Genomic DNA, 13,142 nt, shown 5'->3' on the forward strand with positions numbered 1-13,142 from the left:
TCGATGCGATCCGACCTCCCCCGCAAGCGGGAGAGGTGCATCGAACTAGCGGCCAAAAGCGAACTCTCATTCATCATGCGATGGCGCAAAAGCGGACCGGGAAGCGGCGGGCTGCCCCCTCGCCGCTTCCCGATCGCATCGCCCCCTATCGGTGAGAAGCGTTTCCTGAAGCTTCGGTTCTGAATCAACAGAACCGAAGCTTTGGTTGCGCCTTACTTCTTGTCGAGCGCGAACACCCAGATCACGCCGCCTTGCGGGACGTTGTTCTCGAAGCCCGCGACCTTGCCGGCGAGCGCGTCCTGGATGCGCTGCGCGTCGACGCCCCAGCCCGACTGGACCGCGATGTACTGCGTGCCATCGACCTCATAGGACATCGGCATCGCCATGATGCCGGAGTTGGTTTTCTGCTCCCACAACAGTTCGCCGGTCTTGGCATTGAAGATGCGGAAGGCGCGGTCGTTGGTGCCGCCGGCGAGAACGAGATCGCCCGCGGTCGCCGTCACCGCACCGAACAGTTGCGAGGTCTTGTAGTCGTGCTGCCAGACCTTCTTGCCGGTGGCCGGATCCCACGCCTGCAACTCGCCGAAATGATCGGCATTGGGTGCGGGTATCAGGCCGATGTCCTCCGGCTTGGTGCCGAGCCAGAGCTGGCCGGGAACCAGCGGCTGCTTCTCGCCGGTGAAACCGCCGCAGAAGTTCTCGTTGGCGGGAACGTAGACCAGCTTGGTGTTCGGGCTATAGGCCGCCGACGGCCAGTCCTTGCCGCCCCACAGCGACGGGCAGAACTCGACCCGCTTGCCGAGCACCGGCTTGTGGTCGGGATCGAGGATCGGCCGGCCGGTCTCGGCCTCGACACCCTTCCAGACATTGGTCTTCACGAACGGCCAGCCGGCGACGTAGTTGATCTTGTCCGGCTTGCGCTCCAGCACCCAGAAGATCGCATCGCGGCCCGGATGAACCAGGCTCTTGAACGACTTTCCGTCGCGCTGCATGTCGATCAGCATCGGCGCATCGACCTCGTCCCAGTCCCAGGAATCGTTCTGGTGATACTGGAAGTGGGTCTTGATCTTGCCGCTGTCGGGATCGAGCGCGATCACCGAGCTGGTGTAGAGATTGTCGCCGGGATGCATCGAGCCGGGCCATGGCGCGGCGTTGCCGACGCCCCAATAGACCGTCTTGGTATCCTTGTCGTAGGTGCCGGTCATCCAGGCCGATCCGCCGCCCGACTTCCAGTCGTCGCCGCTCCAGGTCTCGTGACCGGGCTCGCCTTCGCCGGGGATGGTGAAGGTGCGCCACAGCTCCTTGCCGCTGTTGGCGTCGTAGGCGACGACATAGCCGCGCACGCCGAACTCACCGCCGGAGCCGCCGACGATCACCTTGCCGTCGACCACCAGCGGCATCAGCGTCAGGTACTGTCCCTTCTTGTAGTCCTGGACCTTGGTGTCCCAGACCACCTTGCCGGTCTTGGCATCGAGCGCGACGACATGATCGTCGGTGGTGGCGAGATAGAGCTTGTCCTCCCACAGGCCGACGCCGCGGCTGGTCGGATGCAGCTGGAACAGATCGTCGGGAAGCTGCCGCTTGTAGCGCCAGTACTCGTCGCCGGTCTTGGCGTTGAGCGCGATCACCTGCCCCATCGGGGTCGCGACGAACATCACGCCGTTGTTGACGATCGGCGGCGCCTCATGGCCCTCGATGACGCCGGTCGAGAAGGTCCAGGCCGGCTTGAGGTCCTTGACGTTGGATGTGTTGATCTGGGTGAGCGGACTGAAACCCTGTCCGTCATAGGTCCGGCGATAGAGCATCCAGTTGCCGGGTTCGGGATTTTCGAGACGCGCAGAGGTGACGGAACTGTAGTTTTCGATCGGCCCTGCGACGGCGTAGGTCGAAATGAGGCACGTGAATGCGACACAACTCGACAGTAACCACTGCTTGCTTGTCATGAGATGCTACCTCCCTGCTCTGTTTTGTTTTTTCAGTTTTTGCTTTGAGCATGATCTCTGCGCAAACGCGTTCCGCGTTTGTCGCGCGGAAAACCGCTTCGCACTTTTCCGGATCATGCTTTAGGTCATGCAGAACTCCCGGTGCGGCCTCATCCTCCCTGCTGAGCACCCACCTTCCCGACGAATGGCGCTGCGACCGTGATCGCGCCATCGGCAACCGTCAGCGGCAAGGCCGCGAGGCGACGTGGCGCCGGCCCGAACACGACCTGCGCATTCTGCCGCGGATCGTATTCGGAGTTGTGACAGAGGCATTTCAGAACGTTCTTGTCGCCCTGATCCTGCTTCACCCAGGCGGTGATCGGACATCCGGCATGCGAGCAGATGATCGAGTAGCAGACGATTCCGTCCGGCGCGCGCGCACGCGTGGCGTCGTCGAGTTCGTTCGGATCGAGCTTGACGAGCACGACCTCGTTGAGCCGCGAACCCTTGCGCACGACCGAGGTTTTCGGATCCTGCGGCCAGGCGCGAATGGGCGGTCCGCCCAAGGTCAGATCATCCGACTTGATGACCTGGCCGGCCTTGTCGCCTTCGGCGCGGACCAGCAAATCGGCTTTTTGCGGTCGCTCACTGGCGCCCGGCTGCTCGTCATCGTCGGCGGTTGCGGGCTCGATCGCGGCGAGACAGGCGCAGCCCGCAAGCGCGGTCAACACCGAGCGACGCGTCGGGTCCGCGTACGAACCCGATGCATCGGATTCAACTCTCTGTTCGCTGGAAGCGCTGGGGTTGGATCGCGACATGGCGCAAGCTGAGCGTGCAACTCAGCCGAAAAGATGGCGGCACACATTCTCGATGCACGAACGCATGCGCAAAAAACATGCTGCAGCTTTTGGTTGCGGATTTGGCTTATTGCCTGCGCGGCTTCGCGATTGCTGCGATCAGGGCTCGTTGACGAAGCTCAGCCTGCCGACAGGTTTCAGTGTCTTTGCATCAAATGTGCGGATCTCTGTTGCACCGCCTATATCAAGCGTGAGGACCAGCCGTTCGCCGGCGATGCCGGTTGCGACGATACGGGCGCCCTTCGGCAGCGCAGCAGTGACGTCGGATACGGAAACGGGGCTTCCCTCGCTGCGATAAAGGCGGTAGCCGATGGCAATCAACACGACGGCCACGGCCAATGCCGAGGTCAGGCCCGCGATCAGCATCATGCGCCGCACGCGCGCGATCAGCGCGGCCTGGTCGGGGGTCGGTTCGGTCACAGCGGTGTCGGTCATCACAAGGCTCTATCTTTGCAACAGGTCGATTTGAATCAGGTTTCTTCGAATGGCGGTCGGAAGCTGGAGGTCATCGTCGCGGGCGACGAAGGCTCGGCCCGGCTTGACCGCGTGCTCGCGCAGCGCACTCCGGAGCTGTCGCGGTCCCGGCTGAAGGCGCTGATCCTCGCCGGTTCCGTGACCGTCAAGGACGCCGTCGTCCGCGACCCCGCTTATCATGTCGCCAACGGCGATACGATCATAATCGACGTGCCGGAGGCCGTGCCCGCCGAGCCTCAGGGTGAGGACATCGCGCTCGACATCGTGTTCGAGGACGACGACATCATCGTCATCAACAAGCCCAGGGGGCTCGTCGTGCATCCCGCGGCCGGCCACGCCTCGGGAACGCTGGTCAATGCGCTGATCGCGCATTGCGGCTTGAGCCTGTCGGGCATCGGCGGGGTCAAGCGGCCGGGCATCGTGCACCGGCTCGACAAGGACACCACGGGGCTGATGGTGGTTGCCAAGAACGACCAGGCCCATCAGTCGCTGACCGCGCAATTCGCCGACCACGGCCGCACCGGGGCGATGGAGCGCGGCTACATGGCGTTCGCCTGGGGCGTGCCGAACCGGCCCCACGGCACCATCGACGCGCCGATCGACCGCCACCCGCATGCCCGCGAGAAAATGGCCGTCCGCCAGGGCGGCCGCGAGGCGATCACCCATTTCGAGGTGCGCGAGAGCTTTGCCGGCCGCGACGGTAAGCCGGTCGCCTCGCTCTTGGCCTGCCGGCTCGAGACCGGGCGGACCCATCAGATCCGGGTGCACCTCGCCCATCTCGGCCATCCCCTGATGGGCGACAGCGTTTACGGCGCGCACTTCAAGACCAAGGCCGGACAGCTCGGTCCGGAAGGTAAGCACGCACTTACCGCGCTCGACCGGCAGGCCCTGCACGCCTATCTGCTGGCTTTGGAACACCCCCGCACCGGGGAACTTTTGCACTGGGAGTCGGCTTTGCCGGAGGATTTGCTTCTCCTGCAGCGGGCGCTGGCAGCGGCGGTATGACGCACCCCTCCCGGAAAAGCTCCGTTATGACAACAGGTTATACCTGCCACACGGGGACGTGACGTCAGCAATCCTTCCCTATCACGGACAGTTTGGTGTATGTTGCACCTGCGTTGAATATCCAACGCGGAACATCGCAGCATGGCCGGCTTTAACCCAGCGGCCACCTGCCGGGCCCGCCGCTATCGGGGGTCTGAACCACTGGAGGGCGCAAGTAATGGCCCGTACAGCTACGTTGCCGGTCCTCAATGGAGAATCCGGCCTTTCACGTTACCTCGCCGAGATCCGCAAGTTCCCCATGCTGGAGCCCCAGCAGGAGTACATGCTCGCCAAGCGTTGGCGCGAGCATGACGATCGCGACGCGGCGCATAAGCTTGTCACCAGCCATCTCAGGCTCGTGGCCAAGATTGCCATGGGCTATCGCGGCTACGGCTTGCCGATCTCCGAGGTCGTCTCGGAAGGCAATGTCGGCCTGATGCAGGCGGTGAAGCGATTCGAGCCCGAGAAGGGCTTCCGTCTCGCCACATACGCCATGTGGTGGATCAAGGCGTCAATACAAGAGTACATTCTGCGTTCCTGGTCGCTCGTGAAGATGGGCACCACCGCGAACCAGAAGAAGCTGTTCTTCAACCTGCGCAAGGCGAAGAGCAAGATCTCCGCGCTGGAAGAGGGTGATCTCCACCCCGACCAGGTGAAGCTGATTGCCAAGCGCCTCGGCGTGACCGATCAGGACGTGATCGACATGAATCGCCGCCTCGGCGGTGACGCGTCGCTCAACGCCCCGATCCGCGACGACGGCGAAGCCGGCGAATGGCAGGACTGGCTGGTCGACAACTCTCCCAACGCCGAAGCCTTGATGGCCGAGAGCGAAGAGTTCGATCATCGCCGCCAGGCCCTGAACGGTGCGATCGGCGTGCTCAACCCGCGCGAACGCCGCATCTTCGAGGCGCGGCGTCTGGCGGATGAGCCGATGACGCTGGAAGACCTCGCCGCCGAGTTCGGCGTGTCGCGCGAGCGCGTGCGGCAGATCGAGGTCCGCGCGTTCGAGAAGGTGCAGTCGGCCGTCAAGGGCACGATCGCCCGGCAGGAAGCCGCACTCGAAGCCGCGCACTGATCGCACGGCGGCGATTGAGCCAAGAGACACGAAAGCCGGCGGCAACGCCGGCTTTTTTGTTGCTGGCCGAACGCCGCTAGGTGGCTGTTCTTCCATTCACTCGATCTGAAAGCGGACCAGACACCGATCTAGCGGGCGGCCGGGTCACCAAGGTGCTCCGAGCCGGGTTCAGTGTGCGCGAAGGAAAGCCACCACAAGCTCCGCACTACAGGCAACGTGAAAACCACGCAGACCGCGATGATGATTGCGTAAATCAGAATGCCGCTTGCGTTGATCAGCGTCTTCGCGCCCAAGACCAATGGGACCGCCCAGTACGCCACGAATACGATGGCGTAGATTCTCCAAAACAGTTTCGGAAGAAGATGCGTGTTGAAGGCCAGCAAAAACAGACTCACGAGCGCGGGGAGCAGTAGTGCTGTCGTGATCAGGCGAAATGCCGTCTCGTCATGCGCGGCATCAAAGAAAGCCCACAAGTAACCAAGCGCGTAAACAAACGCGATAACCCTCCACCACATTGCAAGCCCCCCGTTGCGAGCAACGCGGTTGTGGATCAAGCTCTGGTAGCAAGGCAATCATCCATCTCCACGCAGAAGAAACCAGCGATGGCTTGCGGATGTACGGGTAACGACGCCCCCGCTATTGCGAGCGCCGTGCGCTCGCGGCCATGGCGCGGCAGCGGTGCGAGAAGCGCGCATACTCAATAAAGTCCGGGCCGCCTGCTTTCGCTCCACCCATCCTGCGAAACTGGCATTTGGCATGATGCTCGGATTGAACTACTGGGCGTCGGCCATCCTCGGTCGAGGTGACAGCAACTGCACGTTCGTTGCCGAGGGCTGGTTCGACGGCGACGCCGGGCCCTGCGTCGAGGCGGTGTAGGGCGGCGCTCCCTGCGACGGTCGATGGGCAGCCTGTGCCGGAAGCACGATCACCTTCGCGCCGACCTTCACCCGATCATAGAGGTCCATGACGTCTTCGTTGGTCAGCCGGATGCAGCCGGACGACACCCGCTTGCCGATCGTGTCGGGCTTGTTGGTGCCGTGAATTCGATACTCGGTCTCGCCGAGATACATCGCCCGGGCACCGAGCGGATTGCCGGGACCTCCTGCCATGAACCGCGGCAGATAAGGCTGGCGCGAAATCATCTCTGCCGGCGGACGCCAATCCGGCCATTCTGTTTTGCGGGCCACGACCTGTTCACCGGACCATGTGAAACCTTCGCGGCCGACACCGATGCCGTAGCGCATCGCCTGTCCGTCGTTCAGAACGAGGTAAAGGAATGTGTTTCCGGTATCGATGACGACGGTGCCCGGCGTCTGGTGACTGGCGTAGTCGACCACCTGCCGAACAAATTTTCCGGGGGCGTCAGCGGCTTTTGGTGTTTCGATCCGGACGGGCGCTGGGACGACCGGGATCGGAACAGGAGCTGGCGCTGGAGCCTGAACCGGTGCGGCTACGCGAACAGGAGCCGATGGTGCAGGACTAGATGGCGCAGGACTGGATGGCGCCGGGACCTGGTGCGCGGCCTGCTTCCGCGTCGGCTGGACGCTCGCCGGCCGCCACATCAAGCCGTACCCCAATGCGACAGCCGCCACGGCGCCAATTGCAACTCTTCCCGCCACCGGCAGCGCGAGCGCCGCCTCAGCCTTCCTACGTTTCGCCCGCTTGGCCATGTCCTTCCCCGATCCCTGTGCTTCGAACAGGTACCCAGCAAATTTTAACAAGCTTCGAAGCGATTTCGCCCAGGCCGGAAATCGCCAAGCGTCGTTAACGCGAGCGCTTGTTTGGGAATGGCTCAGCGAAAGCGGGGAACCGGTACGCGGCGGCGTCCAGCCGGTCGATGACGACTGTATGCTGGGCCGAGTGTCCTCGTCATGACGACTACGCGCCCTACTCGCCCCACTCTCGCGCCATCGTGGCGAGCGCGCAGCCTTCGCAGTAGCGGGCGTCCTTGAAGTCGATCCAGTTGTGCGCGTAGACCCGCTCCAGCGGGATGCCGTAACGCGCGCGCAGCACCTTCACCAGAACGCGCCAGGCGGCGATCTGTGCGTCGGTCGGGCCCCTCGTGACATCGGGATAATTGCCGGCGAACTCGACGCCGATCGAGGTGTCCTTGTTGACCTGGCGATAGGTCTTGCTGTTGTCGATGTACTTGTTGTCGTTGCGGTCGGCGCCGTCGGTATGGGTCGGGACCAGATTGTCGGCGACCGCCCAATAGACCGTGCCGTCGGATTCGACCCAGACCATGACGCCGCGGCGGGTCGGGTTCTTGTGCTGCTCGGCGGCGCCATTTCGCGCCGAGCCGGCCGGGCCCTCGGTCTGGTGCACGATGATGTTGCGCCAGGGATGGGATTTGGCGACGTCGCCCCAGGGCGACAGCCACACCATCTTCAATCCGGGAATCTCCGGCGTGCCCTGCGATCGCGCGATCGCCGCAAGATCAGTTTCGGCTGATGCGGCGGACGACAGGACGAGCGCAAGGAGTACGGCGAGCAGGCGAGGCATCACGGAAATATCCAGTATCGCCCCCTCGTAGCACGCTCAGGCGCGCTGGCGCAGGCTCGCCTTCACCAGATCGACCATCTCGGGCGGCAGCTTTGGCTCATAGGTCGCATAGCCGTTCTTGCCGCCCTTCTTGGCGTCGTAGAGGGCGTGATCGGCGGCGGCGATCAGGCGGTCGGGATGCATGCCGATCTCGCGGGTCCATTGCGCGATGCCGATCGAGACCGCGATCGGAATGTCGTTGCCGGTGCACTGCTCGGCGTCGGCGCGGCAGACCTCCAGCACGCGGCGGGCGATCATCGCACCCTCGCGCAGCGTCGAGGACGGCAGCACGATGCAGAACTCGTCGCCGCCGGTGCGGGCCAGCATGTCGCCCGGGCGCAGCCTTGTCTGGGCCATCAGCGTGAAGTGCTGCAGGCAGGCGTCGCCGGCGGCGTGGCCATGGGTGTCGTTGATGCCCTTGAAGCCGTCGAGGTCGATCACCAGCAGCGCGAACGCCTCGCCGTTGCGGTCGGAGCGCGCGCATTCCTCGGTCAGGCGCTGCAGGAGATGGCGACGGTTGCCGACGCCGGTGAGATCGTCGAGCAGGGCGAGGTCGGCGACCTCGTTGCGCAGCCGATCGATCGCCATCAGCAGGAAGCCGAAATTCAGCGCCATCGACAGGAATACCATCAGCAGGATCACCAGCGACTGGCCCGCATTGAAGCGAACGAAGTTGAACGCGCCGGGCTCCAGCACGGCGCCGACGAGCCGCAGCGCATAGATGCCGATCAGCACGGAGGCGACGATGCCGGCAAGCCGCGCGCCGGGGCTGACGCGGCCGTTCTCGGGCGACAGCAACAGCTTCAGCGTCAAGGCCAGCGGCATGACCTGGGCGACGGTGTAGACCAGGATGCGCATCGGCATGCTGTCATAAGCAAAGATGAAGAAGCCGAGGCCGGCGAAGGCGAGTGCGGTGGACAGCGCGGTGCTGCGCCAGCCGACCGGCTTGCCGTAGAAACGCTCGATGCCCATCGCTGCAAGGCCGGCGGCGAACACCATCAGCGTGCCCGCCGCGAGCAGCGGCAGCAGCGAGTCCGTCATCATGACTCGGAGCATCGCGCAGGCGGCGCCGGCGGACGCGACAAAGGCGGACGCGGTCCAGAACCGCGCGGCGCCGAAAGCCGGATAGCTTCGCGCGACATAGGCCCAGATCAGGCCGAGCGCGAGAAAATTGATAATGAATACCGTCCAAAGCGTCGGAACGCTCAACATCGCCCCTGTTCGAGACCCGTATCGGCCTCGCCTCTCCTGAAATGACCGTCCGCCCCTTGAGGCGTTTTCTCCCAATGGCAATCCCCGTTGCCTTAGGGACAGGATGCGGCCGCGCCGCTTAACGGACTCTCACCCGCCGCGCCCCAATCCGTGCTGTGGTTTTGAATTGATGAAGATTCCCGAACCGGCCGTTTGCGTGTCGTTAAGCATGACGGATGCGACGACGCAGCGATGCGTGACACGCGCACACTGGCGAAAAACTGGCGAAAACACGTAACAGCTGTGGATAACACGATGACAGCGCGGTGACAGCACGCGGCAGCAGCCTCCGAATCTGCTGAGTTTGATACTGAGGATGTTGCGAGGCTGGCCCTCCGCCAAGCATGCCTCGGAGTCGCGTTCAATCCATGAAACCCTGAGAGGATACTATGGCTAAGAAAGCGAAGAAGGCGAAGAAGGCGAAGGCGAAAAAGGCCACCAAGAAGAAGGCCGCCAAGAAGTAACCAATTTCTAGCCCGGGTAGCGGCTCCTGCCCTGCCCGGGCACCCGATCCGGACCACCTGCCCAGGCAGGGACGCAAGGCAGCAGGCGCAAGGCCTGCTTTTTTATTGCCTGCCGCAAGCCGCGAGCGAGGACGAGCTCAACGCTCCGCGAAGGCGAGCTTGGCGCCGAGCAGGGCAAAGCCCGCGGCAAAGCTCCGCCGCAGCCAGGCCATCACCTTCGGCCGGGTGATGACGCGGTCGCGCACCGACGCTGCGAACAGCCCGTAGACCGCGAACACCGCAAAGGTCATCGCCATGAACACGCAGCTGAGTTCGACCATCCGCGCCAGCGGGTGCGGTTCGTCGACGGCGATGAACTGCGGCAGGAAGGCCAGGAAGAAGATCGACAGCTTCGGATTGAGGATGTTGATCAGGATCGCGGTCACGATCACCCGCCCGCTCGAGCGCGGCTTGATCTCGGTGTCGACGGCGAGCGCGCCGCGCTCGCGCAGCGCCTGCCAGGCCATGTAGAGCAGGTAGACCACGCCGCCCCATTTGAGCGCGGCGAAGGCCATGGCGCTGGTGTGCAGGATGGCGGCAAGGCCGAGCATCGCCGCGATCATCTGGGGCACGATCCCGAGCGTGCAGCCGAACGCCGCCGCCACGCTCGCACGCGAGCCGCGGGTCAGCGCCACCGCCAGGGTGTAGAGCACGCCGGTGCCGGGGGAAGCGACCACGATCAGGGTGGTCAGCAGGAAGGACCAGGTCATTTCAAATCCTCAAGGGGACGTCCGCCGCCCATATCACGTCCCTCCCCCAGGGCGGAAGCAGCCAGCGCCCGGCCGGCACCCGACCCGCGCTGACAACTCCGTTAGGGGATCCTGCTCTTGTCAGGATCTGCGCGACCCGCCGCCGGACAGCTCCGACGCCTTCATCTCGGCAACCCGGATGACGTCCAGCGGCGCCCAGGGCTTGGACCAGAACAGGGCGCCGTCAGGCAGGCGCTGCCGCAGCGGCTTGCCCGAGGTCACGATCACATCGAGATCGGGGCTGTATTTCTTGGCGGCATAAGCGAGCTCGACGCCGGTCATGTTTCCGGCCAGCTCGACATCCGTCAGCATCAGCACGACATGGTCGCCGTTGCTCTGCAGGACCAATTCCGCGGCCTCCGCGCTCTCACAGGAAATGACGTCGAACTCGCTCTCCGCGAGCAGCAGCTCGATCATCTCGCGCTGCAGCGGGTCGTCTTCGACGACCAGGGCCTTCGCACGACAGGGTCTCGATTGTCCCATGGCTGGGCCTCCTTGAGGATCGCTGTTTTGCAGAGCGAGCCGGGGTCAATGCCTAAAATCGCTGGATGGTTCGGTTCCAATTTGAGAAAAGTGGGAAAACCAGCCGTGTGCCCGTACAGCATGCCCAACCCCCTTTTCATCTAATGCTCTTTTCAGATGGAGCTGACCTGACATGACCGCGATCTCTGGATCTGCCGCCGCCGTAACCGGGGCCGCCAGCGGCATCGGCCGCGCTCTCGCGCATGAACTGGCGCTGCGCGGCTGCGATCTGGCGATCGCCGACCGCGACGAGGCCGGCCTGCAGGCCGCCGCCGCCGAGATCGCCAAAGCGAGCCCGCGCAAGGTCACGGTGCATCGCCTCGATGTCAGCGAGCCCGGCGAGATCACGGCATTCGCCGAGGCCGCCGGCGCCGCCCATCCCGGGCTCAACATCGTCGTCAACAATGCCGGCGTCGCGCTGCTCGGCCAGTTCGACGAGATCGAGCAGGCCCAGATGGAGTGGCTGTTCAACATCAATTTCTGGGGCGTGGTGCACGGCACCCGCGCCTTCCTGCCGCTGCTTTCGCGGCAGCGCGAGGCGCACATCGTCAACATCTCCTCGATCTTCGGCATCCTCGCCCCGCCCGGCCAGAGCGCCTATTGCGCGGCCAAGTTCGCGGTGCGCGGCTTCTCGGAAAGCCTGCGCCACGAGCTCGCGGTGGCGAACAGTCCGGTCCGGCTCTCCGTCGTGCATCCCGGCGGCGTCGCCACCAACATCGCGCGCAACTCGCGCTCCGGCACCGGTATCACCGACAATGCCCGCCGCTCCGAATCGATCGAGCGTTTCGACGCGCTGGCCAGGACCACGCCGACCGCAGCCGCGCAGCGCATCATCGCCGGCATCGAGAAGAACCAGCCGCGCATCCTGATCGGCAAGGACGCCCGCTTCATGGACCTGCTGCAGCGCTTCCGTCCCGCGACCTACTGGAAGGTGATGCAGCGGATGATGGAGAAGACGGCGGCACGGCGGATCGCGCGCGAGGCGGCGCGGGCCGGCTCAATGCGCGACGTCGCCAGGTGATAGCGCCGTCCCTGCGAACGTCATCAGTCCCGTCATCCTGAGGTGCGAGCGGAGCGAGCCTCGAAGGATGCACGGCCCGACCGGTGGCCGTCGCCCCTTCGAGACGGCCGCTGCGCGGCCTCCTCAGGGTGACGGGTGAAGCGATTACACGGCCACTACAACTTCGTCATTGCGAGCGAAGCGAAGCAATCCATGCTTCAGCACGGGCGCGCGCTTGCGCCCGCAGCTAATCCGCCCCACGAATCGCGCTGCGAAGCGCTGATCACCCCAGCTGCTTCTTCACCCCGAGCGCCAGCCGAAACAGCGGATCGCTTTTCTCCGACGGATAGAGCGCGCTCTTCGTCACCTGCGGGAAATTGTCGTTCTTCCAGAACGAGGCCGGCGCGAACGAGAATTTTGCGACCAGCCGCCGGCCGAAATCCATCTCGTAGGGGAAATAGTTTTCCTTCTGCTCGGTGCCGGACATTTCGGGGTATTCGCCGAGCAGATAGCCCTCCTGGATATGCGGCCGCACCGCCGCCGGCGGGCAGACGCTGGAGAGACGTACGATTTGCAGGCCGGCCTCGGCGCTCGCCGTGATCGCGCCGCTCAAGTTCGGCACGCCGAGCACATAGAGGAACGCGGTGCTGGTCTCCGCCAGCGAGGCAAACGACGCCGCGATGCGGATCGAATGGGTGACGTCGAGCAGCGGCGTGGTGCAGACCTCGTAATGCTGCAGGATCGACCAGCGCAGGATGCGATGCCGCTTCAGTCGCTCCAGCCCGAGCAATTTTGCTTTCGCGTAGTCCGCAATCAGGATCCGCTCGGCGCGGGCCAGCGCCGCGAACCGCGACGCTAGCGTCTCGCGGTCCGGATTGCCGCGTCCGCCGCGGAACAGCGTCGGCTTCAGCGACGAGTTGCGCTTGACGTTCCTGAAGTCGGCGCCCTGGCCGCGAAACAGCAGCACATGGTCGCGGTTAAGGAATTGCAGCTCGGCGATCTTGGTCGCGAGTTCGAGATAGGAGCCGACGCGATGCCCCGGCCCCTCCCGCACCGCCGAGTTCTTCGTGATGGCATCCCCGGCGGTCGAAGAACGACCAGATTTTTTGGCTGCCGATGGTTTCCATTGGGGGCTCCGCGTCGAGCGGTCAGAACGTAGGGCGGATGAGCCGAAGGCGTAATCCGCCGATCGCGCATCCGATGG

General features: G+C 64.3%; 13 protein-coding genes. 3 read left to right on the top strand and 10 right to left on the bottom strand.

What is annotated here, in order from left to right:
• Positions 1-212: 212 nt before the first annotated feature.
• The 3 genes from CO675_RS08660 to CO675_RS08670 form a co-directional block, all read right to left on the bottom strand.
• Entirely contained in the window at positions 213-1,943 is a 1,731-nt protein-coding gene (locus CO675_RS08660; protein WP_097671513.1) for a methanol/ethanol family PQQ-dependent dehydrogenase, read from the bottom strand.
• A gap of 149 nt (positions 1,944-2,092) precedes the next feature.
• A complete protein-coding gene (locus CO675_RS08665) occupies positions 2,093-2,740 on the bottom strand; it encodes a QcrA and Rieske domain-containing protein (protein ID WP_097671514.1) in 648 nt (215 codons plus the stop codon).
• A gap of 138 nt (positions 2,741-2,878) precedes the next feature.
• Positions 2,879-3,214, bottom strand: a complete 336-nt coding sequence (locus CO675_RS08670; RefSeq protein ID WP_097671515.1) for a hypothetical protein — start codon at positions 3,212-3,214, stop codon at positions 2,879-2,881.
• A gap of 63 nt (positions 3,215-3,277) precedes the next feature.
• On the opposite strand from CO675_RS08670, the gene CO675_RS08675 reads away from it, so the two are divergent.
• A complete protein-coding gene (locus CO675_RS08675; protein WP_097671809.1) occupies positions 3,278-4,258 on the top strand; it encodes an RluA family pseudouridine synthase in 981 nt (326 codons plus the stop codon).
• Positions 4,259-4,475: 217 nt separating this feature from the next.
• Positions 4,476-5,372: an RNA polymerase sigma factor RpoH gene (gene rpoH, locus CO675_RS08680; protein ID WP_024581019.1), complete on the top strand. Its 897-nt coding sequence runs from the start codon at positions 4,476-4,478 to the stop codon at positions 5,370-5,372.
• Positions 5,373-5,500: 128 nt separating this feature from the next.
• Here rpoH and CO675_RS08685 read toward each other — a convergent pair whose 3' ends face one another.
• From CO675_RS08685 to CO675_RS08710, 6 genes are all read right to left on the bottom strand, one after another.
• Entirely contained in the window at positions 5,501-5,944 is a 444-nt protein-coding gene (locus CO675_RS08685) for a hypothetical protein (protein ID WP_143278921.1), read from the bottom strand.
• A 201-nt stretch (positions 5,945-6,145) separates the two neighbouring features.
• Positions 6,146-7,042: a L,D-transpeptidase gene (locus tag CO675_RS08690; protein WP_097671810.1), complete on the bottom strand. Its 897-nt coding sequence runs from the start codon at positions 7,040-7,042 to the stop codon at positions 6,146-6,148.
• Positions 7,043-7,259: 217 nt separating this feature from the next.
• The gene (locus tag CO675_RS08695; RefSeq protein ID WP_097671517.1) at positions 7,260-7,874 is read right to left on the bottom strand and encodes a peptidoglycan recognition protein family protein; all 615 of its coding nucleotides are present in this window, start codon (positions 7,872-7,874) and stop codon (positions 7,260-7,262) included.
• A gap of 36 nt (positions 7,875-7,910) precedes the next feature.
• Positions 7,911-9,125, bottom strand: coding sequence for a GGDEF domain-containing protein (locus CO675_RS08700; RefSeq protein WP_097671518.1), 1,215 nt, complete (start codon positions 9,123-9,125; stop codon positions 7,911-7,913).
• 640 nt (positions 9,126-9,765) lie between these two features.
• A complete protein-coding gene (locus CO675_RS08705; protein ID WP_097671519.1) occupies positions 9,766-10,377 on the bottom strand; it encodes a LysE family translocator in 612 nt (203 codons plus the stop codon).
• A 120-nt stretch (positions 10,378-10,497) separates the two neighbouring features.
• On the bottom strand, positions 10,498-10,899 hold the full coding sequence (locus tag CO675_RS08710; RefSeq protein WP_097671520.1) for a response regulator: 402 nt from the start codon (positions 10,897-10,899) through the stop codon (positions 10,498-10,500).
• A 172-nt stretch (positions 10,900-11,071) separates the two neighbouring features.
• On the opposite strand from CO675_RS08710, the gene CO675_RS08715 reads away from it, so the two are divergent.
• Positions 11,072-11,959 (top strand): SDR family NAD(P)-dependent oxidoreductase, encoded by an 888-nt coding sequence (locus tag CO675_RS08715; protein ID WP_097671521.1) that lies wholly within the window; start codon positions 11,072-11,074, stop codon positions 11,957-11,959.
• A gap of 262 nt (positions 11,960-12,221) precedes the next feature.
• Here CO675_RS08715 and CO675_RS08720 read toward each other — a convergent pair whose 3' ends face one another.
• Positions 12,222-12,992 (bottom strand): FRG domain-containing protein, encoded by a 771-nt coding sequence (locus CO675_RS08720; protein ID WP_158231203.1) that lies wholly within the window; start codon positions 12,990-12,992, stop codon positions 12,222-12,224.
• Positions 12,993-13,142 lie beyond the last annotated feature (150 nt).

Origin of the sequence: Bradyrhizobium sp. C9 (assembly GCF_002532045.1) — a bacterium.
Lineage (GTDB): Bacteria > Pseudomonadota > Alphaproteobacteria > Rhizobiales > Xanthobacteraceae > Bradyrhizobium.

Excerpts from the sequence above, each read along its gene's own strand:
- CO675_RS08660 (WP_097671513.1), bottom strand. The coding sequence starts at position 1,943 with ATGACAAGCAAGCAGTGGTTACTGTCGAGTTGTGTCGCATTCACGTGC.
- CO675_RS08665 (WP_097671514.1), bottom strand. The coding sequence starts at position 2,740 with ATGTCGCGATCCAACCCCAGCGCTTCCAGCGAACAGAGAGTTGAATCC.
- CO675_RS08670 (WP_097671515.1), bottom strand. The coding sequence starts at position 3,214 with ATGACCGACACCGCTGTGACCGAACCGACCCCCGACCAGGCCGCGCTG.
- rpoH (WP_024581019.1), top strand. The coding sequence starts at position 4,476 with ATGGCCCGTACAGCTACGTTGCCGGTCCTCAATGGAGAATCCGGCCTT.
- CO675_RS08690 (WP_097671810.1), bottom strand. The coding sequence starts at position 7,042 with ATGGCCAAGCGGGCGAAACGTAGGAAGGCTGAGGCGGCGCTCGCGCTG.
- CO675_RS08695 (WP_097671517.1), bottom strand. The coding sequence starts at position 7,874 with ATGCCTCGCCTGCTCGCCGTACTCCTTGCGCTCGTCCTGTCGTCCGCC.
- CO675_RS08700 (WP_097671518.1), bottom strand. The coding sequence starts at position 9,125 with ATGTTGAGCGTTCCGACGCTTTGGACGGTATTCATTATCAATTTTCTC.
- CO675_RS08705 (WP_097671519.1), bottom strand. The coding sequence starts at position 10,377 with ATGACCTGGTCCTTCCTGCTGACCACCCTGATCGTGGTCGCTTCCCCC.
- CO675_RS08710 (WP_097671520.1), bottom strand. The coding sequence starts at position 10,899 with ATGGGACAATCGAGACCCTGTCGTGCGAAGGCCCTGGTCGTCGAAGAC.
- CO675_RS08715 (WP_097671521.1), top strand. The coding sequence starts at position 11,072 with ATGACCGCGATCTCTGGATCTGCCGCCGCCGTAACCGGGGCCGCCAGC.